The sequence below is a fragment of the Streptomyces tanashiensis genome, from assembly GCF_014648895.1.
Taxonomy (GTDB): Bacteria; Actinomycetota; Actinomycetes; order Streptomycetales; family Streptomycetaceae; genus Streptomyces; species Streptomyces tanashiensis.
Map to the genome: position 1 here is coordinate 306,262 of NZ_BMRZ01000004.1, position 20,101 is coordinate 326,362.

A 20,101-nucleotide genomic window follows, 5' to 3' on the forward strand; every position below is an offset into this window, starting at 1 on the left:
GCACGCGTCCGCGCGGTTGTGGAGAGTAGCGGGAGTTCGGCATGGGGGAGGCGCTGCGCTGGTAAGGTGCCCGGCGCCGTTCCCCCCGGGGTTCAGAGCCCCGCGACCTTGGCCGTCGCCGAGAGCTCGTACACCAGGGTGACCGACCGGCGGCCGCCGGGCGGCAGGGAGACGTCCCAGCGGACGATGCCCTCGTCGTCGACCGTGTCGGGCGCGGGGGAACAGGCCTCCTTCCGCAGGCGCACCTCCACCGCCGACACCTCGGAGACCGGGATCCGCTCGCGCAGGACGACCACACGGTCGCCCTGCTCGCCGGGCGGCGAGAACCGGGACAGGTGCAGCCGGACCGTACGGGTGACCACGGTGCGCTGCGTGAGGCCGGTGGTGTCGCGGGACTCCTCGGCGTCCCGGATCACCCGGTGGTCGTCGCGACTGCCGAAGGCGAGCTCGAAGGCGGCGCCGGGGGCCGTGAAGTCCAGCGTGCCGCGGCCGGTGAAGCCGCTGCCGCGGACCAGGTCCACGGGTCCGGCGAGCAGCGCGTGGCCCGAGAGGTTGTCGCACCGCACCACCTGGGTGACCAGCGGCGACAGTTCGGGCGAGCAGGCGTACTCGCTGCTCGCGGCCGTCGTGAACGAGGAGACCGGCACCCGGTGGGCCCGGCCGTCGCCGGGCACGGAGACCGGTGCGGGGGAGTGCAGGACCCGTGCCTCGCCGCCGTCGTCCACGCCGGGCAGCCCGAGCACCGCGGCCGGCCCGAGCGCCGAGATCTCCTCCTCGCGCAGTTCGACGTCGATGGTGCGGCGCTCCGCCGCGGTCCGGTCCTTGAGCGTCAGCCGGTCCTCGGTGAGCCGCGGCGGCTCGGTGGCGAGCGCCGACCGTGCGGTCGACAGCGTGAGCCGCACGTCCGACCAGTCCTCGCCGGTGCGCTGCCAGACCACCGCGTCGGTCTCCAGGGTCAGGGAGTCCCCGTCGAGCACGGCACGGTAGGCCGGCCGCCACAGGGCGCACGGGGTGAGATGACTCAACCGCAGCCGTACGGGCCCGGCGGCCGCGGCCTCCACGGTCAGCTCGACATGGGCGACGAGCTCGGCGGGCTCCTCCTCGGCGAGCTCCATGGCCCGCCGGACCTCGGTGAGTTCGGCGGTGAGAACCGCCAGCCGGGCCTCCACGGCGCGGAGTTCCTCGCCGTACGTGTCGCGCTCGGCGTCCACGCGGTCCAGTTCGCGGTTCCAGCGGGGGCCCTCGGACTCTCCGGACCCGGCGCCCTCGCCGATCTCCCGGAGCAGGTCGCCGGCGAGCCGGCCGAGCAGGTCGAGGCGGGCGCGCAGCCGCTCGCGCCGCTGCTCCGCCGCGAGGCGCTCCTCCTCGAGGGAGTGCTCGCGGTGGCGGAGGGCGGAGTCCTCCTCGGCGGGCGGCACGGGTCCGCGCGGAGTCCAGTCGCGGACGATCCGCACGTCGAGCACGGTGGCCGGGTGATCGGAGGTCAGCTCGGCGTGGAGGGTGCGGTCGACGGCGAGCGCGCTGACCGGCCCGAGGCGCAGGCGCTGGACGCCGGCCTCCAGGTCGAGCAGGGCGGTGCGCTCGACGTGGGCGCGGTCCTCCAGGCAGGTGACGGCGGTGACGGGCAGGGCGATCGGCCGAAGGTCGGTGGGCATGGTGGGTGTCAGCTCCTGCGGTTGCCGTCGACCAGGGCCTTGCCGGCCGGGATGCGGATCTCGAAGCCGCCGTCGAGCACGGCGGTGCCGCCGGCGGGCAGGTCCACACGCCAGACGCGGGTGCCGGGGGCGTGCCGCTCCGGCGCGGCGCCGTCGTCGGGCGCCTTCCAGTCGGCGCGTTCCTCGATGCGGACGTCCGGTTCGGAGGAGACCGGCACCCGCTCGTGGACCTCGACGGTGACGGGCCCCGCGAGGCGGTTGGCCAGTTCCACGTGGACGCGGTGGTCGAGCACGGTGACGTTGTTGCGCAGGCCCGCGGTCGACTCCTTCAGGTGCGTGCGACGGGTCACGCGGACGCCCTCGGCGGGCCCGAGCCCCAGCCGGCGGACGCCGCCGGGCGCGAGCGTGGGCAGGGCGGCGGTGAGCAGGAAGTCGTCGTCGGCGGTGACCTCGACCGGGCCGGCGAGCAGCGCCTGACCGGTGGCGTTGGAGACGGCGAGCGTCGCGTAGACGGTCTGCTCGACGGACGGCACGCAGAGGTGCTCGGTGCGCAGACCGACCGCGATCTCGCCGACGGTGACGGTGTGCCAGGTGCCGTCCGAGGGGACGTCCGCGCGGGCGGCGGCGTCGAAGCGGTGGTCGAACGAGCCGGCCGACTCGCGGGGACGCACCGCGTGTTCGGGCAGCGGCAGTGCGGCCACCGCCTCGGCGCGGCGGCGGTACTCGGCCGCGACCGCGTCGAAGGAGGAGCCGGGGAACAGGCGGCCGCGGCGGCCGCCCGGCTCGTCCGGGCCGGACAGCACGAGGGCGGCGTAGTCGAGTTCGGCGCCGCTCGGCTGCGGCGGACCGGCCGGCGGCGGGGGCGGGGGCGGTGCCGCCGAGCCGGGGGCCGCCGGGGCCATGAAGGCGGGGGCCGGGGCGGCGGGGGCACCGGGGAAGGCCGCGCCACCGGCACGCCGCCGGCCGCCCGTGCGGGGGGCGGCCGGGCCCGCGAAGTCCGGCGTCGCGCTCTCGAAGTACTCCGGAGCGGAGCCGTACCCGCCGGCGGGCTGAGGGGGGCCGGCGAGCGCCGGCGGGGGCGGCGGCACGGGTGCGGGCGCCGCCACCGGGACGGGCACCCCGCCGCCCACCGCCGCACCGGCGGCGAAGGGCTCCGGTGCCGGGCCGGCCGCCTCGTACCCCGTGAACAGCCCGGCGAGCCCCGCGGGGGGTTCGCGCCAGCCGGAGGGCGCCGGCGCGGACTGGCGGCGGCCGATGCGGATCGAGCGGAGCGCCGGGAGATCGGTGCGGCGCCGCAGGTCGGCGGTGGCCAGCGCGATGCGCACCCCGGTCCAGTCCTCGCCGGTGCGCTGGGCGACCGAGGCGCGCAGCACGAGCCGGCCGCTGCCGTCGCCCTGACGGTGGGTGAGGCGGTACGTCGGCACCCAGACGGCACCGGGCACGCCGTACTCCAGCTCCAGTTCCACGTCTTCCGCGCCGTCGGCGCCGTCGAGGGTCAGCACGGCGCAGACCGTGGTCTCGACATGAGCGGGCGGCGCGTCGGAGGAGGCGCGGGAGAGCCGGTCGTGGGCGACGTCGAACTCGTGCTCGGCCCGCAGGAGTGCCTCGTCGAGCTCGACGAGCCGGGCGTGGAGCCCCGTCAGCCGTTCGTCGACGAAGTCGGCGAGCTCCAGCCACGCGTCGACCGGCGTACGGCGGTGCGGATCGTCCTTCTTGCGGGGCGGCGGGACCGGGCGCAGGCCGCCGACCTCCCCGATCAGGGCCCGCTGCCGGTCACGGCGCGCCCGCGCCGCCGCGTGGGCCTCGCTCAGCCGGTCGACCTCGCGCCGCAGGTCGTCGGGAGCGCCGGTGCCGCGGGGCTCCGCCTCGACCTCCACGCGCGCCTCGGTGACCCGGACCCCGGTGGTGCCCAGGACCCGGGCCCGCAGCGAGCCGGGGTCGAGCGAGCGGGGCAGCCCCGTCACCCGCACCCGGCCGTCCGGCGGCACGGCGCCCCGGGCCAGGCGCCGGCAGAGCGCGCCCTGCGCGTACACCACGACCGAGTCGAGGTCCGACCCCCACCTCCGCGCCGTCCCAGCAGTCATGTGCGCCCCCCTGCCCTGTCTCCGTTCGACCGAAGCCTACGCTCCGGCTACGACAGCGCCAGAGCCGTGGCGACCTCGCCCGCCAGGGCGACCGGGTCACCGGTCGGCACCGTCGGGTAGGCCTGGTGGCCGTGCGCCCAGGCGTCGTCCCTGGCGAACCAGTCGATGGCGACCGGTGCCGTGCCCCGTACGAGCGCGGTGTCGAGACTCGCGAAGTACGCGGCCCAGCGCGGCGCGTACACGTCCTGGACGAGACCGGCCCACTCGCGGTTGGCGTAGTCGTGCAGACCGGCGGTGTCGCTCGGTCCCCGGTCGGCCCAGGTGGTGAGGATCGAGCGGGCGTCGTACTCGAGCCGGTCGCGCTCCTCGGGGTCGGCGCCCCAGGAACGGGCGTCGGCGAGCCACGGGCCGAGAAGGAGACGGCGGTCGGAGGCGACGAGCCGTCCGAGCAGCTCCTCGTCGGCGTTCCACTCACGCACCAGCGCCCGGAAGCCCTGCAGATCCTTCGCCTCGTACGCGGACTTGATGCGCGGCAGCAGGACCCGGCCCCGGTTGGTGAGCGCCTGACGCGCCACGTCCACCACGTCGAAGCGGTACGCGTCCGAGGTGCGCAGCGCCGGAGCCACCTCGAGCAGCTCCGCCAGGGCACGCTCCACGGTGCCCGCGTCGTACCGCATGGCGGTCGGGCTCCAGCGTGCCGCCTTGTTCGCCGTCAGGCTCGGCCGCGCGGTGAAGAGGCTGTCCTGCGGCTCGCTCCACGTGCCGGAGGCCCCGCTGTACGGGCCGAGGCGGAGCTGCTCCCACGCGGCGGCCGCGTGCGGGTCTTCCCCGCCGTAGCGCCGGGCCGCGTACGCGGCGAACCAGGCGCGGTGGTCGACCGGGTCCGGCTGCCAGGCGAGTTCGGTGAACAGGTCGAACGCGGCGGGGTTGCCGCCGGTGGCCTCCGGGAGATACGCGATGCCCCGCAGCGCGCTGTCGGACCGGGTCAGCCACGCCCGGAAACGGTCTCCCCACACGCCCGTGTTGGCGCCCAGGCTGGTGTGCCCGCCGAAGTTGGCGATCGAACCGAACGCGTAGGGCGCTCCGCCCCACTGCTTCTCGCGGTCGAGTCCCTCGTACCGGTCGGAGAGGCCGTCGACGATCAGCACCCGGTCACGGGCCACGCCGTTCAGGAGCGCCGCGGAAGGGTTGTTCTGCCAGCCGAGCATCACCCAGGTGGCCCCGGGGTGCGCGCTGTCCAGGGCCCGCTGGACGGCCTCCGCCGCGCGCGTGACGTCGACGGGGCCGGGCGTGCCGCCCTCGTGCAGCAGGTCCATCTTGAACATGTCGCTGTCACCGAACCGCTGCCGCTGCACCCGGTAGTAGGCGGCGGCCAGTTCGCCGAAGACGGGTCCCGTCGGATCCAGCCAGTCGGGCCGGGCGAACCCCACCCACTTGCCCTGCGGGACGGTGACCGCGCCCGGGTTCCGGGCGGCGAAGCCCGGTGGCACCGTGCCGAAGAAGCCCGGCAGCACGGGCGTCATCCCCAGGGCGCGCAGGTGTCCCGCGATCCGGCTCCCCAGCGCCGCCCGCTCCTGGATCAGCCGCTCGGACACCGGCCCGCCGAAGGCCGACATGTTCTGCAGCAGCCACCAGGCCTGGTGAGCCGGTCCCGGGATCCACGCGCGCAGCTCGGCCGCGTCGTACCCGAACCCCTGGAGCGCCTCGTAGTACGGGTACTCGGCCCCGGTCGGCACGAAGACCTCGTTCACACCGTGCAGCGCCATCAGATCGATGTCGCGCTGGTAGGAGGCGAAGTCGCGGTACGCGCCCGAATAGCCCTCGTCGGTGTCGTTGAGGGCATAGCGGTGGGGCACGTTCGCCGCACGGGTGATCGTGCCGGACACCGCGGGGAGCGTGGCCGGCAAGCGGCCGAGACTGTCGCCCGGCCAGCCGACGTCGACCCCGGCGACCCGCTCCAGATACCAGCCCACACCGGTGAGCAGCGTGGCGGGCGAGGTGCCCCGCACCTGGATCGCGCCCGCTGGGCCGGAGACCGAGAAGTAGTCTCCGGACTCCGGCTCCTCGACGGGGATCAGGGTGAACTGCGCGGCCCGGTCGTCCAGCAGACGCTCCAGGCCCGCCCGCGCGGGCGTCGGGTCGAAGGCGGGCGCGGCGGCGGACGCGGCGGTGCCCGGCGGGCCCGGCACACCGAGCGCGGCGGCGGTCACGGCGGCGAGCACCGCGAGGACGAAGGTGGTGCGGCGACGGCGGATCGGGTGGCTGCCCATCTGGCTCCCTGCTCGAACGGGACTGCGGGACAGGGCCTGCCGCTCGGATCACGGAGGGCTCGCGAGGCCCTGATCCGGCCCGATCCGAGTGGCGGGCCCTGGGGCGACCACTGTCCGACGCCCGGGGCCCCGGGCCGCGCAAGCGGAGCCGGGAGACCGGCGCCGCTCATCCGTGCGGGTGCGCGCGTGCGGGCAGAAGGGGACGCGGTATACCTGGCGGCCACCGAGGCCTGGCAGACTTCGCCCCTCACGGTCGTCCCGTTCCCACGACTTCTGGAGGCCCCATGGCGCAGCGGCCCGGTCACCCGGCCCGCGCGAGCGGTCACGTCCCCCGGCGGGCGCGCCGGCGCGCGAGCGGGAAGGCCGCGCGATGACCCTGTGCCGCACCCGCCGTGCCGACCCGACCGCGCTCCTCGTCCGCAGTGCGCCCGCCGTGCCCACCGCCGCCGTGCTGCTGCTCCACGGCGGCCGCGCCGAGGGGCCCGAGCCGCCGCCCGCCCTCAACCTGCCGGCGCTGCGCATGCGCCCCTTCGCCGGGGCCGTGACCCGGGCCGTCCGGGGCCGGGGCGTGCTCGTGGCGGAGGTGCGCTACCGCCACCGCGGCTGGAACGGCGCGCGCGCCGACGCGGCCCGGGACGCCGAGGCCGCCCTCGGGCGGCTCCGGGAGCAGGCCGGGCCGGTGCCCGTCGTGCTCCTGGGCCACTCCATGGGCGGCCGGGCCGCGCTCCGCGTGGCGGGTGACCCCGCCGTGCGCGGGGTCGTCGCGCTCGCGCCGTGGTGCCCCGCCGACGAGCCCGTGGACCACCTCGGAGGCCGCCGCCTCTACCTGCTCCACGACGAGACCGACCGGGTCACCTCGGCCCGCCAGTCCTGGGAGTTCGTCCGCCGCGCCCGGGAGGCGGGCGCCGACGCGGCGGGCATCCCCATGCCGACCGGCGGGCACGCGATGCTCCGGGGCGCGGACCTCTGGCACCGGCGCGCGGCCGAGCTGACGGCGGCGCTCCTCTCGCACGGCTGAGCACCGCCGAGACAGCCGGGAACGGCCGGGAACCGCCGAGACCGGCCTGGATCAGCGCGGGGCGACCGGGGCCGGGACCAGCTCCGCGCACGCGGCCCGGGTCGCCGCGTGCACGGCGCGGGCGAGCCGCGCGCCCCACAGGGATCGCGGCCCGGCGAAGGACTCGGCGGCGCCCCCCCACGGCGAGGGCGCGGCCACGCAGACCGCGTCCGTCGGCGTGCCGGAGGCGTCGGCGCCCAGCTCGACCAGGGCCTGCACCTTGGCCTCGGTGGCGGTGGCGACGGCGTTCACGAGGGCGGCGTCCGTCAGCGGCACCGGCAAGGACACGATGATGTTGATCGTTCCGGGCCGCGGGGCCGCGACGGCGCCCGCCCCCGGGGCGGCGGCCCAGCCCCGTACCCCGATCCCGGCGGTGACCAGGGCCCGCACGCCGCCGTCGACGGCGTGGCGGCGGTCCGCGACCGACGCGGCCGTCATCAGCCCCACGCCCTCGCCCTCAAGACCCGCCCCGGAGGCCAGGTCACGGAGGTGGGCGACGGGGTCGAGGCGGGCGTAGCCGGGCGGGACCTGGGCGTTCACGACCCACTGCCGCTCACCGATGCCTCCGCCGAGGACGGCGCTCGACACCATGCGGACGCCCGGGCCCGGGGCCCACACGAGGAGCGGCCACTCGCGCCCCTGCTCCACATGGCCGAGGAGAGCGGCGTCGGCGAGCGACGGGCCGGTGAGGAGGGTTCGCGGAAGCACCCCACACCCTAACGCGGGGCCCCGGCCCGGGGTCCGCGCACCTCTGCCGGGGGCGATGCACCTCGGCCGGGCGGTCCGCTCGCCAAGGTTCGCGGACCGCCCCGCCGTCCGTCTCAGTGGGCGTCGGGCCGGGAGTCCAGGGCCAGCACGGCGGTGAGGGCCGCCCGCAAGGCCGACTCCGGGTCCTCCGACGTCCCCTCGGACCGCCAGGCCACGAACCCGTCCGGGCGGACGAGGACCGCACCGCCCGAGGTGACGCCGTGGGCCTCCGCCCAGTCCGCGCCGTCCGCGGGGGACAGGTCGGCGTCCGGCCCGTCGCCGACCCGGTACGCGACGAGGGGCACGGCGAGACGCTCGGCCACGCGTGCCGCCGCGCCGTGCCAGCCGCCGACGGCCCCCGCCGAGCTCAGCAGCACGGGAGTCCGCTCGTACAGGTCGAGGGTGGAGATCCGTTCACCCGCCCGGTCCAGCCACAGGTGCGGCGCGCGACTGCCGGGTTCGCCCGTCAGACGGAGTCCGTCCGGCACGACCGGCACCGCCGGGTCCGCGCCCAGGACCGCGCCGCGCGGATAGCGGTAGCCCAGAGCGACGTTGAGGATCCCGCCCCGCTTCCCGCCCGGGCCGCCGGCCCCCGGCCCGGGGGCGTACCCGGGGTGGCTGTGCTCCACCGAACGGGTCGAGGCGCGGGCGCTCGTCGCCTCGGCGACCGGACGGCGCTCCGCGTCGTACGACGCGAGCAGGCCGGAGCCGGCCCAGCCGTCCAGGACCGCCGAGAGCTTCCAGGCGAGGTTGTGCGCGTCCTGGATACCGGTGTTGGAGCCGAAGGCGCCCGTGGGCGGCATCTCGTGGGCCGAGTCGCCGGCGAGGAACACCCGCCCGTCCGCGTACCGTTCGGCGATCCGCTCGGCCGCGTGCCACGGGGCCCTGCCCGTGATCTCCACGTCCAGATCCGGGACGCCCACGGCGCGCCGGATGTGCTCCCTGCACCGCTCGTCGGTGAACTCCTCCAGGGTTTCCCCGTGTTCGGGATGCCAGGGCGCGTGGAACACCCACCGCGTCTCGTTGTCCACCGGAAGGAGGGCGCCGTCCCCCTCCGGGTCCGTGAGGTAGCAGACGATGAAGCGCCGGTCGCCGACGACGGCCGCGAGGTCGCGCGACTCGAACGTGACGCTGACGTTGTGGAACAGGTCGCCCGGGCCGGTCTGCCCGATGCCGAGCTCCTCGCGCACGGGGCTGCGGGGGCCGTCCGCCGCGACGAGGTAGTCCGCCCGGATGGTGGTGTGCTCGCCGGTCTCCCGGCTCTTGACCCGCGCCGTCACCCCTTCGGCGTCCTGCTCGAACGACATCAGCTCGGTCGAGTAGCGCAGATCGCCGCCCAGCTCCCGGGCGCGTTCCAGCAGCACCGGTTCGAGATCGTTCTGGCTGCACAGGCACCATTCGGCGGGGCTGAACCGCGCGAGACCGCCGCCGGGGTCGATCTGCCGGAACAGCCACTCGCCGGCGTCGCCCACCAGGGTCGGCGCCTGCAGGATCCCGTTGTTCGCCGACAGGACCTTCGCGGCCTCGTGGATGCGCTGCCGGACACCCGCGCTGCGGAACACCTCCATGGTGCGCACGTTGTTCCCGCGTCCACGCGGGTGGATCGAGGTGCCCGAATGACGCTCGACGAGCGTGTGCGGCACCCCGAGGCGTCCCAGGAAGAGCGAGGTGGACAGGCCCACCAGTGAGCCGCCCACGATGAGGACGGGCGTGCGGTGTCCGATCTCACCGGTCGCTTCGCTTCGGTTCATCGATGGCCTCCAGCGTCACCGGTGACGCGGGTCGGGGATGGGATGCACATGCCTGCCCGGTGGAGCCCCGGACCGTGCGCGGAGGGCACCCGAATGACGCGCGGTTCACTCATCCGCTCCGTGGGGCTCGCGGAGAACGTGCGCCCGAGCCAACGTTCGGTACATGACGACCCCGGCCCTCCCAGCCAGGCGGTCCCTCCCCGCTCTCCCCTACGAGAAGAGGTGCGCCGAATGACCAGCACGGCACGCATATCGCAGTCGGTGTTCGACGGGTCCAGGCTGCGGGTGATCCTGCTGCTCGACCTGTACGACGGAGCCCAGCAGCAGTTCCTCGAGGCGTACGAGGTCATGCGCAAGCAGGTGGCCGGCGTCCCCGGTCACGTCAGCGACCAGCTCTGCCAGTCCATCGAGAACCCTTCGCAGTGGCTCATCACCAGCGAGTGGGAGAGCGCCCCGCCCTTCCTCGCCTGGGTGAACAGCGAAGAACACGTCGAGATGGTCAAGCCGATGCACAGCTGCGTCCGGGACACCCGGTCCATGCGTTACAGCATCCTCCGGGAGACCGGCGCCCAGCGGCCGCTGACGCCCGAGACGGCCTCGAACGAGCAGGTGGCGGCCCGCGTGGGCGACGGCGTGACGCGCCACGCGCTCACCTTCACCGTCAAGCCCGGCTCCGAGTCGAAGGTCGCGGAGCTCCTGGCGAACTACGAGTCGCCCGACGCACAGGTCGACGAGAACACGCGACTGCGCCGCACGTCGCTGTTCATGCACGGCAACCGCGTCGTGCGGGCCGTCGAGGTGGAGGGCGACCTCCTGTCCGCGCTGCGGCACGTCGCCCGGCAGCCCGGGGTCCGGGCGGTCGAGGAGGCCATCAACCCCTACCTGGAGCAGGACCGGGACCTCTCGGACCCCGAGTCGGCCCGCGTCTTCTTCACCCGGGCGGCCCTCCCGGCCGTGCACCACGTGGTCTCCGCCCGCCCCGAGCCGGCCGAGCTGAGGCGCCACGCCCTGTACTACCCGGCCAAGCAGGGCCGCGGCACGGACCTGGCCAGGCTCCTCGCCCAGCAGGACGCGGAGGCGGCGGTCGACCCCGACAGCCCCGTGTACGGCAGCACGGTCTTCCAGCGCGACGACGTCGTGGTGCGCCTCGTCGACGTCGAGGGCGACCTCGACCTCGACCCCGTGGCCGCCCTGGGCGTCAAGGGCGCCAGGAAGGCCAAGGTGCTCGAGCGTCTCCTCGACGGTGCCGCGATCGGTGTCGAGGGGTCCCTGGACTCCGAGCGCAACCTCAACCGGCTCCTGTCGCACGCCGACATGCTGCCGGTCACCGACCGCAGCTCGGGCGACTCCTGAGAGGACGGCCCCGGGCCACCGGCCCGACCGCCCCGGGAGGCCGACGGCCCCCGCCGTCCAGCACATCTCACCGCAACACCCGGAGGTATCAACCATGCTCGAGCAGACTCGGCTCATCGTGAACCTGAGCGACACGGAGCCAAACCGCAGACGCGGTGGTGACGTGCGGGCCATGCTCACGCCCGCCACGGTGAAGTCGACCAGCGGCTTCATGGGGATGGCCATCGCCCAGCCGGGCGAGCGCATCGCCGAGCACTACCACCCGTACTCCGAGGAGTTCGTGTACGTCGTCTCGGGCCGGTTCGAGGTGGACCTGGACGGTGAGACGCACGAGCTCGTGGCCGATCAGGGCCTCCTGATCCCCATCGGGGTACGGCACCGCTTCCGCAACGTCGGCGACGAGGAGGCCCGCATGGTCTTCCACCTGGGCCCCCTCGCCCCGCACCCGAGCCTCGGCCACGTCGACACCGAGGAGGCTGTCGAGGGGGCCCTCGAGTGACCCGGCGCGTGGCCGTCACCGGCATCGGCGTGGTCGCCCCGGGCGGCGCCGGAACGGCGGCCTTCTGGGACCTCCTCGCCCAGGGACGTACGGCGACCCGCGGCATCACCCTGTTCGACCCCGCCGGCCTGCGCTCCCGCATAGCGGCCGAGTGCGACTTCGACCCGTACGACCACGGGCTGCCGGTGGACCTGATCGAACACACCGACCGGTACGTCCAGTTCGCCGCGGTCGCCGCCGGCGAAGCCGTACGCGACTCCGGGCTCGACACCGCCACCGAGGACCCCTGGCGCGTCGGCGTCAGCCTCGGCAGCGCCGTCGGCGGCACGACCCGACTGGAGCACGACTACGTCCTGGTCAGCGAGCGCGGACAGCGGTGGGACGTGGACCACCGCGCGGCCGACCCCAAGCTGCACCTGGCGTTCTCGCCCAGCACGCTCGCCGCGGTGGTCGCCGAGCGGTTCGGCGCCCGCGGCCCGGTGCAGACCGTCTCCACGGGCTGCACCTCCGGCCTCGACGCCGTCGGCTACGCCTTCCACACCATCGAGGAGGGCCGGGCGGACGTGGTCATAGCCGGGGCGTCGGACTCGCCGATCTCCCCGATCACCATGGCCTGCTTCGACGCCATCAAGGCCACGTCCCCCGACAACGACGACCCCGAGCACGCCTCCAAGCCCTTCGACAACCGCCGCAACGGCTTCGTCATGGGTGAGGGCGCGGCGGTCCTCGTCCTGGAGGAGTACGAGCACGCCAGGGCCCGCGACGCGCACATCTACTGCGAGATCGGCGGCTACGCCACCTACGGCAACGCCTACCACATGACCGGTCTCACCGGCGAAGGCCTGGAGATGGCCCGGGCGATCGACACCGCGCTCGACCAGGCCCGGCTCGACCCCACGTCGATCGACTACGTGAACGCGCACGGCTCGGGCACCCGCCAGAACGACCGGCACGAGACCGCCGCCGTCAAGCGGTCCCTGGGCTCCCACGCGTACGACACGCCCATGAGCTCCATCAAATCCATGGTGGGCCACTCGCTCGGCGCGATCGGCGCGATAGAGGTCGCCGCCTGTGTGCTCGCCCTGAAGCACCAGGTGGTGCCCCCGACCGCCAACTACGAGATTCCCGACCCCGAGTGCGACCTGGACTACGTGCCGCGCACCGCCCGCCCCCGGAAGCTGAGGAACGTGCTCTCCGTCGGCAGCGGCTTCGGCGGTTTCCAGTCCGCCGTGCTCCTGACCGGGCCGGGCGGGAGGACACGATGAGCACACAGCGGCCAGGGCGGGCGGTCGTCACCGGGATCGGTGTGATCGCGCCCAACGGATTGCGCGCCGACGCGTACTGGAAGTCCGTCCGGGAGGGCCTCGGCGTTCTCGGCCGGATCAGCCGGGAGGGCTGTGAGGACCTGCCCCTCAAGGTCGCGGGGCAGGTCGAGGGCTTCGACGCCTCGGACCTCATCGACGAGCGCTTCCTCGTCCAGACCGACCGCTTCACCCACTACGCCATGGCGGCGGCCGCGCTCGCCCTCGACGACGCCGGCCTCGGCCACGACGACGACCCCGAGGAGCCCTTCTCCATCGGCGTCGTCACCGCCGCCGGGTCGGGAGGCGGCGAGTTCGGCCAGCGCGAGCTGCAGAAGCTGTGGGGACAGGGCTCCAAGTTCGTCGGCCCGTACCAGTCCATCGCCTGGTTCTACGCCGCGAGCACCGGCCAGATCTCCATCCGGCACGGGTTCAAGGGCCCGTGCGGGGTGGTCGCCAGCGACGAGGCCGGCGGTCTGGACTCCCTCGCCCACGCCGCCCGCGCCGTCCGGCGCGGGACCGGTGCCGTGGTCGTGGGAGCCGCCGAGGCGCCCCTCGCCCCGTACTCGATGGTGTGCCAGCTCGGCTATCCGGAGCTCAGCACCGTCGAGGACCCGGACCGGGCCTACCGTCCCTTCACGGCCAAGGCCTGCGGCTTCGTCCCCGCCGAGGGCGGTGCCATGCTCGTCGTCGAGGACGAGGCCCGCGCCCTCGACCGGGGCGCGACCGTCCGGGCCACGATCGCGGGCCACGGCGCCACCTTCACCGGCGCCTCCCGCTGGAAGGAGTCCCGGGAGGGGCTCGCCCGCGCCATCCGGGTCGCCCTCGACGAGGCGGGCTGCGCCCCGGAGGAGATCGACGTGGTCTTCCCCGACGCCCTGGGCGTACCGGAGGCGGACCGCGCCGAGGCCCTGGCGATCGCGGACGTCCTGGGCGCGCACGCCACGCGCGTCCCGGTGACGGCACCCAAGACCGGCTACGGCCGGGCCTACTGCGGGGCGCCCGTCCTGGACGTCACGGCCGCGGTGTTCGCCATGGAGCACGGCCTGGTGCCCCCCACACCCAACGTGTTCGACATCGACTGCGACCTCGACGTGGTCATGTCCCGCGCTCGGCCCGCCGAGCTGCGCACGGCCCTCGTCCTCAGCCGGGGACTCATGGGATCCAACGCGGCGCTCGTCGTGCGCCGCGGTGGCGGACTCGCCCGGTAGGACCGGGCGAGGAAGGAGAATCGAAGATGATCACCACGGAACTCACCTTCGGTGAACTGGCCACGCTGATGAAGCAGTCGGCCGGCGTCACCGTCGACCCCTCCCAGCTCGAAGACGCTCCCGAGACGCCCTTCAGCGGCCTCGGCGTCGACTCGCTCGGCCTGCTCGGCATCGTCGGTGAGCTGGAGAACCGCCACGGGGTGGCGCTGCCCACCGACGCCGAGCGCTGCAAGACGCCGGCGGAGTTCATCGCTCTCGTCAACAACGCCCTCGCAGGAGTCTGACGTGTCCGGACACACCGACAACAGCATCACCATCGCCGCCCCCCTCGACCTCGTCTGGGACATGACCAACGACATCGAGAACTGGCCGCAGCTCTTCAGCGAGTACGCCTCCGTCGAGGTCCTCGAACGCAAGGGCGACACCACCAAGTTCCGCCTGACCATGCACCCGGACGAGAACGGGAAGGTCTGGAGCTGGGTGTCGGAGCGCACCACCGACCGCGTGAACCGGAAGGTGCGGGCCCACCGGGTCGAGACGGGGCCGTTCGCGCACATGAACATCGCCTGGGAGTACGAGGAGCTGCCCGGCGGCGTCCAGATGCGCTGGGTCCAGGACTTCGCGATGAAGCCCGACGCCCCCGTCGACGACGCGTGGATGACCGACAACATCAACCGCAACTCCCGCACCCAGATGGCCCTCATCCGGGACCGCCTCGTCCAGGCCGCGAATGAGGGCCGGAGCGCGCCGGTCCGGCCCGCCTGACGGGCACCCCCAGAAAGGAAAACGATGCACCACGCACTGATCGTCGCCCGCATGGCGCCCGGCTCGGCGCCCGCGATCGCGGACGTGTTCGCCGACTCCGACCGCGGTGAACTGCCGCACCTGGTGGGGGTCGCCCGGCGCAGCCTGTTCCAGTTCGGCGACGTCTACCTGCACCTCATCGAGTCCGAGCAGGACCCGGCGCCGAACGTCGCCAGGCTGGCCGGACACCCCGAGTTCCGCGGGGTCAGCGAGCGCCTGTCGGCGTACGTCAGCGCGTACGACCCGACGACCTGGCGCGGTCCCAAGGACGCCATGGCGCACTGCTTCTACCGCTGGGAGCGGGACGCAGGCTCCTGAGCCGGGAACCCGGTGAAACCCGAGGCCGCCCGCCCCGCGTACGACGCGGAGCGGGCGGCCTGAGTTCTGCGCCGGCCGGGATCAGCCGGGCACGGTGCACTCGAAGGCGTGGAGGTAGGCGTTGACCGGACGGATCTCGCCGATGACGAGACCGGCGTCCGAGAGCCGCTCCACCATGCTCTGCCGGGTGTGCTTGGCACCGCCGACGTTGAGCAGCAGGAGGAGGTCCATGGCCGTCGTGAACCTCATCGACGGGGTGTCGTCCACGAGGTTCTCGATGACGACGACGCGGGCACCGGGCTTCGCGGCCCTGCGGACGTTCGCCAGGCACCGGCGGGTGCTGTCGTCGTCCCACTCCAGGATGTTCTTGATGATGTAGACGTCGGCCTCGACGGGGATGTCCTCCCGGCAGTCGCCGGGGTGGATCCGGACCCGGGAGGCCAGCGAGCCGCCGTCGCGGAGCCGGGGATCGGCGTTGCCGACCACCGCCGGCAGGTCGAGCAGCGTGCCGTGGAGCGTGGGGTGCTTCTCCAGGAGACTCGCCAGGACGTGGCCCTGACCGCCGCCGATGTCCACGACCGAGGACGCCCCGCGCAGGTCGAGGAGTTCGGCGACGTCCTCGGCCGACTGGCGGCTCGACGTCGTCATGGCCCGGTTGAACACGTACGCGGACTCGGGCGCCTCCTCGTTGAGGTACGAGAAGAACTCCCGCTCGTACACGTCCTCGAAGACGTTGCGGCCGGAGCGCACGGCCTCGTCGAGCTTGGGCCAGACGTCCCACGTCCAGGGCTCGGTGCACCACAGCGCGATGTAGCGCAGGCTGTGCGGGTCGTCCTCGCGCAGTAGACGGGACATCTCCGTGTGGGCGAAGGTGCCGTCGGGCTGCTCCGCGAAGACGCCCTGGCAGGACAGGGCGCGCAACAGCCGCCGCAGGGTGCGCGGTTCGGTCTTCACCGCGGCCGCGAGGTCCTCCGCGGTCATGGGGGTGTCTCCCAGCGCGTCGGCCACGCCGAGGCGGGCGGCCGCGCGCACGGCGGCGGCGCAGGCCGCGCCGAAGACGAGTTCTCTCAGCCGCATGGGCGGCGGGGGAGCGGAATCGACGGTCGTCATCTGTTTCGCCTTGCCTTTGCTGTCGTGCCCTACGAGTGGGGGAGGGGAGGGGGCGGTCAGCACATGCCCGCGGGCTCGGAGACGCCGCAGGTGTTGCCCCGGAAGGTGTTGGTCTTCCCGGTGTCCCGGTCGGCCAGGTCGGCGGTGCCGTTGCGCAGCGCCACGTTGTCGTGGATCTCGATCCGTTCGTTGGGGACACCCACGAAGCTCTTGAAGAGCACGATGCCGCCCGACAGCGGCGAGCTGCCGACGTTGTCCTCGACCCGGTTGTGCGCGACGACCGTGTCCTCGGCGCCGGTGAGCACGATGCCCGAGCCCTGGAGGGCGGGCAGGCGGGGGGTCTTCGGGCAGAGCTTGTTGTTCTCGTGGATGTGGTTGCGGCGCAGGGTCATCGCCCCGGCGCGCGGCGTGGACTCGTCGCCGACCACGAACACGGCGGCGCAGTTGCCCGTCGCCTCGTTGTGGTCGACGGTCAGGTTCCGCAGGCGCCGCACCGTGATGCCGATCCGGTTGTCGGACACGCGGTTGCCGCTGACGACCGTGCCCCGGGTGTCGGTGGCTCCTCCTTCCTCGGTGACGGTGTTGGCCAGGAACAGCCCGGCGTCCCCGTTGCCCCGGGCGACGTTGTGGCGCAGCACGCCCCGTACGGACCGCTCCTGGGCGATGCCCCAGGTGCCGTTGGACTCGGCGGTGACGCGCTGGACCACCAGGCGGTCGGTCCATTTGGCCCACAGGCCGTTCTTGGCGAAGCCCCTGAGGGTCAGCGAGCGCACGGTCACGTTCTCGACGGGACGGCTCTCGGTGCCGGTGACGCAGATGCCGTTGCCGGCCTGCGCGCAGGTGTCGGTGCCGGGGGTGGCGGCGGGAACGATGACGGTGGGGAAGACGGTCGAACCGCGGAGCGTGAGGTTCGACGTGGTGATGCGGACGCTCTCGCGGTACGTGCCCGGGGCGAGGATGATCGTGTCGCCGGGGCGCGCGGCGTCCACGGCCTTCTGGATCGATTCGCCCGGCTTCACGCGGTGCACCGACCGGCTGTGGGCCGCCGGCGCGGCGGCGCCGAGCCCCGATGCCGTGAGGGCCGCGGTGCACGCCAGGAGGGCGATCTGTCGTTTCGTCATATCGCGAAGTTATGAGCGCGTGTTCCGGCCCGCCACCGCTGATCCCCCGGGTGGGCCGGGGCCGACCGAGGGCCCCTGGCGCGCGGCCGTACGGGCACTGGTCCGTTCGCGTGCCGGCCGGGATCACCCGGGGGGCGGTATCCCCACCACGGTGACCTGCTGTGACGGTTCCGGGCGGTCGCGGTCGTGCGGCCGACCGGAGGACGGCCGAACGCGGTCCCCGCGTTGCGGGGACCGCGCACCGGCATTTGCCTCGTGCTCGGAGCACAGCACAGGTGCCGCGCGCAGAAGCCGGCCGGGACGCTCCACCTAAGGAGAGAAGCATGCGTCGCGCACGTGCCGGTCTGCAGGTCACCCTGATCGTCGGCGCCGTCGTCCTGTCCGCCCCCACGGCACTCGCCGCCGCCGGGGAACCCGATGTCCGGATCAGCCCGCTGAACGCGGCTCCGGGCACCACGGTCACCGTCACCACCACCGCCTGCGGCAAGGAGACGTACGGCAAGGGCGAGTCGGACGCGGGCGGCAAGTTCCACCTCCTGCCGGGGAACCGGAAGGGTGTCCTGGTGGGCGAGTTCGTGGTGCCGGAGGGCGCGACGTCCGGGACCGACACGGTCACCCTGAAGTGCCCGCCGCGGATCAAGCAGACCGTCACCTACCGCATTTCCGGCCGCCCCCACGGCGGCGTCGAGGCCGGCTTCGGCTGGGCGGCCGGCGCCGCGGGCCCGGCCGCGACGAAGGCGACGGCCGCGGAGCCCTCGACGGGTTCCACGAGCACCCCGCTCGCCGTGGGCGGCGTCCTGCTCGCCGGTGCCGTGGCGGGCGGCGCGGTCCACCTCCGCCGGCGCGCGAGGGGAGCCCGCACGTCCGTCTGAAGCACGCGCGGGTGTCCCGCCCGTACCGGAGAGGTCCACGCCCCCGATTCCGTCGCACCACGCGGCGGGTCGGGGGCGGATTCGTCTGCGTGAACGCCAGAACGTGATCGGTTCATTGCATTTTCGTTCGGCGTTAGGTCGTTTTATGAGCCCGGAATGACCGCTGGAGGCTGTCCTTCCAGCAAGGTCACATGGCGAACACGAACTGACTATGCTCCCCGATGTGTTGCGCCGCGCTCACAGCGAGTCATGAACGCTGCGAGCGCGTGGACGGAGCGCGGCCCGCGAAAAGAAGCGGTCATCCGTGCGATTCCGGAGCGACCCGTCGCGCACCGCATCACCTCAGTCCGTTCATTTCAGACGGTTTAGGGACCCCCTGATGGTTCGTGCAGGCTCACTTTCCAGACCCCGGCCGACCGCGGTCGCCCGGGTATGGCTCCTCCCGCCCGGAGTTCTCGCCGTATCCACCGCCATAGCGCTGCTCGTCTCTCCTGCGCAGATACGGACACCGGTCGCCTGGTGCGGACTCGCCGCGGTCCTCCTGACGGTCGCCACCTCGGCCTCCGCCGCGCGCCGAACACGCGCGGCGGAGGCGGAGCGGCACACGCGGGCCAGGGTCGAGGCGGCGGAGCAGCACGCCCAGCGCGAGGCCGCCCTGCTCGGGCGCCTGGCCGACCAGCGGGCCACCGTGGTCTGGCTCGCCGAGGAACTCCTCCCCGCCGCCGTCGCCCGGCTGCAGAAGGGCGACCCCCCGTCGGAGATCCTGAACGCCGTCACCTTCGGGAAGCACCTCGACCCCGACTACACCGTGGCGCTCAAGGACGCGCTCCGGACGCTCCTGGAGGCCGTGGAGGCCGAGGAGCACACCCGGGACGCCTCGCAGCGCGCCCTCGTGGCGGTGGCGCGCAGGGTCCAGGCGATCGTGCACCAGCTCGCCAAGGACCTGCACGCGATGCAGATCCTCCACGGCACCGACCTCGTGGTCTCCCGCGGCCTGCAGGACGTCGACCACCGGAACGCCCTGATCGGCCGCCTCGCGGCCAGCATCGCGGTCCTCGGCGACGCCCGGCCCGGACGCCAGTGGTCGAAGGCGATCCCGCTCTACGACGTGCTGCGCGGGGCCATGTCCCGCATCGTGGACTACCCCCGGGTCAAGCTGCAGTCGGTGACCGAGGTGGCGGTGATCGGTCCCGGCGCCGAGCCGCTGATGCACCTGCTCGCCGAACTCCTCGACAACGCCACGACGTTCTCGCCGCCGCACACCCCGGTGGAGGTGACCGCGAGCGAGGTGCCCTCCGGCATCGCGATCGAGATCGAGGACCGCGGGGTCGGCCTCACCGAAGAGGTCCGGCAGCGCGTCGAACGCGTCATGGCGCAGTCGCAGACCGGAATCAACCTGTCGGGTCTGGGCGAGCTCACGCAGATCGGCCTCCCCGTCGTCAGCCGGCTGGCGCGCGAGCACGGCTGCGAGGTCGACCTGCGCACCTCCGCCTACGGAGGCGTTCGGGCCGTGGTGCTCGTCCCGCGGCGTCTGATCACCACGGTGCCCAAGTCCGCCCTGCGGACCCCGGAGCTCCTCCGGAGGCGTGTGGGCGGCCCCCTCCTGCCCCGGCCGACCCCGGCGCCCGACGCCGCCACGGGCTCCGTCGAGGTCAGGAAGACCGCCAACGGACTTCCGCAGCGACGACGGGAGTCGCCCGTGCTCCCGCAGGGACGAGGCGAGTCGCCCGCGCTCCCGCAGCGACGGCGCGAGTCGCCCGTTCCGACCCCCGTCGTCCAGACCGGGCCCGCGCCCTCCGCCGATCCGGCGGCCTCCCGGGGCACCTCCGGCAGCACCCGTCAGCCGGGTCTGATGTGGGAGGCGTTCAACGGCGACAAGAGAGGCGACAGGAGAGCCGTCGCCGAACCCTCCCCTTCCCCCAGCGAGCCGTCAGATGAGGACGAGTAA

17 protein-coding genes are annotated in these 20,101 nt (G+C 73.9%); 10 read left to right on the forward strand and 7 right to left on the reverse strand.

Annotated elements, in window-relative coordinates; genetic code table 11:
• Positions 1–92: 92 nt before the first annotated feature.
• The 3 genes from IE237_RS17105 to IE237_RS17115 are packed head-to-tail and all read right to left on the reverse strand — an operon-like array spanning position 93 to position 6,009.
• A complete protein-coding gene (locus IE237_RS17105) occupies positions 93–1,655 on the reverse strand; it encodes a mucoidy inhibitor MuiA family protein (RefSeq protein WP_189802820.1) in 1,563 nt (520 codons plus the stop codon).
• 8 nt (positions 1,656–1,663) lie between these two features.
• Positions 1,664–3,739 (reverse strand): DUF4139 domain-containing protein, encoded by a 2,076-nt coding sequence (locus IE237_RS17110; protein WP_189802821.1) that lies wholly within the window; start codon positions 3,737–3,739, stop codon positions 1,664–1,666.
• 47 nt (positions 3,740–3,786) lie between these two features.
• The gene (locus IE237_RS17115) at positions 3,787–6,009 is read right to left on the reverse strand and encodes an alpha-N-acetylglucosaminidase (protein ID WP_189802822.1); all 2,223 of its coding nucleotides are present in this window, start codon (positions 6,007–6,009) and stop codon (positions 3,787–3,789) included.
• Between the two features lie 370 nt (positions 6,010–6,379).
• On the opposite strand from IE237_RS17115, the gene IE237_RS17120 reads away from it, so the two are divergent.
• Entirely contained in the window at positions 6,380–7,027 is a 648-nt protein-coding gene (locus tag IE237_RS17120; protein ID WP_189802823.1) for an alpha/beta fold hydrolase, read from the forward strand.
• Positions 7,028–7,078: 51 nt separating this feature from the next.
• On the opposite strand, the gene IE237_RS17125 is transcribed toward IE237_RS17120, so the two are convergent.
• Together IE237_RS17125 and IE237_RS17130 are read right to left on the reverse strand one after the other, a co-directional pair.
• Positions 7,079–7,774: an adenosylcobinamide amidohydrolase gene (locus IE237_RS17125; RefSeq protein ID WP_370468195.1), complete on the reverse strand. Its 696-nt coding sequence runs from the start codon at positions 7,772–7,774 to the stop codon at positions 7,079–7,081.
• Between the two features lie 113 nt (positions 7,775–7,887).
• On the reverse strand, positions 7,888–9,564 hold the full coding sequence (locus tag IE237_RS17130) for an FAD-dependent oxidoreductase (protein WP_189802824.1): 1,677 nt from the start codon (positions 9,562–9,564) through the stop codon (positions 7,888–7,890).
• A 231-nt stretch (positions 9,565–9,795) separates the two neighbouring features.
• Here IE237_RS17130 and IE237_RS17135 point away from each other — a divergent pair, with 231 nt between their 5' ends.
• The 7 genes from IE237_RS17135 to IE237_RS17165 all read left to right on the forward strand — a co-directional run bounded on the left by IE237_RS17135 (position 9,796) and on the right by IE237_RS17165 (position 15,050).
• Positions 9,796–10,917 (forward strand): SchA/CurD-like domain-containing protein, encoded by a 1,122-nt coding sequence (locus IE237_RS17135; RefSeq protein ID WP_189802825.1) that lies wholly within the window; start codon positions 9,796–9,798, stop codon positions 10,915–10,917.
• Positions 10,918–11,011: 94 nt separating this feature from the next.
• Positions 11,012–11,416 (forward strand): cupin domain-containing protein, encoded by a 405-nt coding sequence (locus IE237_RS17140; protein ID WP_189802826.1) that lies wholly within the window; start codon positions 11,012–11,014, stop codon positions 11,414–11,416.
• On the forward strand, positions 11,413–12,681 hold the full coding sequence (locus IE237_RS17145; RefSeq protein ID WP_189802827.1) for a beta-ketoacyl-[acyl-carrier-protein] synthase family protein: 1,269 nt from the start codon (positions 11,413–11,415) through the stop codon (positions 12,679–12,681). The genes IE237_RS17140 and IE237_RS17145 overlap by 4 nt, the downstream gene beginning before the upstream one ends.
• Positions 12,678–13,928 carry a ketosynthase chain-length factor gene (locus tag IE237_RS17150; protein ID WP_189802828.1) on the forward strand — a complete coding sequence of 417 codons (1,251 nt, stop codon included), beginning with the start codon at positions 12,678–12,680 and terminating at the stop codon, positions 13,926–13,928. Before IE237_RS17145 ends, IE237_RS17150 begins: the two co-directional genes overlap by 4 nt.
• A 26-nt stretch (positions 13,929–13,954) precedes the next feature.
• Complete coding sequence (locus IE237_RS17155) at positions 13,955–14,212, forward strand: acyl carrier protein (protein ID WP_189802829.1); 258 nt, start codon at positions 13,955–13,957, stop codon at positions 14,210–14,212.
• A 1-nt stretch (position 14,213) separates the two neighbouring features.
• On the forward strand, positions 14,214–14,693 hold the full coding sequence (locus tag IE237_RS17160; RefSeq protein WP_189802830.1) for an SRPBCC family protein: 480 nt from the start codon (positions 14,214–14,216) through the stop codon (positions 14,691–14,693).
• A gap of 24 nt (positions 14,694–14,717) precedes the next feature.
• Entirely contained in the window at positions 14,718–15,050 is a 333-nt protein-coding gene (locus IE237_RS17165) for a TcmI family type II polyketide cyclase (RefSeq protein ID WP_189802831.1), read from the forward strand.
• 81 nt (positions 15,051–15,131) lie between these two features.
• Here IE237_RS17165 and IE237_RS17170 read toward each other — a convergent pair whose 3' ends face one another.
• Together IE237_RS17170 and IE237_RS17175 are read right to left on the reverse strand one after the other, a co-directional pair.
• Positions 15,132–16,160, reverse strand: coding sequence for a methyltransferase (locus IE237_RS17170; RefSeq protein ID WP_189802832.1), 1,029 nt, complete (start codon positions 16,158–16,160; stop codon positions 15,132–15,134).
• Between the two features lie 56 nt (positions 16,161–16,216).
• Positions 16,217–17,281, reverse strand: coding sequence for a right-handed parallel beta-helix repeat-containing protein (locus IE237_RS17175; RefSeq protein ID WP_189802833.1), 1,065 nt, complete (start codon positions 17,279–17,281; stop codon positions 16,217–16,219).
• 323 nt (positions 17,282–17,604) lie between these two features.
• On the opposite strand from IE237_RS17175, the gene IE237_RS17180 reads away from it, so the two are divergent.
• On the forward strand, positions 17,605–18,153 hold the full coding sequence (locus tag IE237_RS17180) for a sortase (protein ID WP_189802834.1): 549 nt from the start codon (positions 17,605–17,607) through the stop codon (positions 18,151–18,153).
• Between the two features lie 379 nt (positions 18,154–18,532).
• The gene (locus tag IE237_RS17185) at positions 18,533–20,101 is read left to right on the forward strand and encodes a sensor histidine kinase (RefSeq protein ID WP_189802835.1); all 1,569 of its coding nucleotides are present in this window, start codon (positions 18,533–18,535) and stop codon (positions 20,099–20,101) included.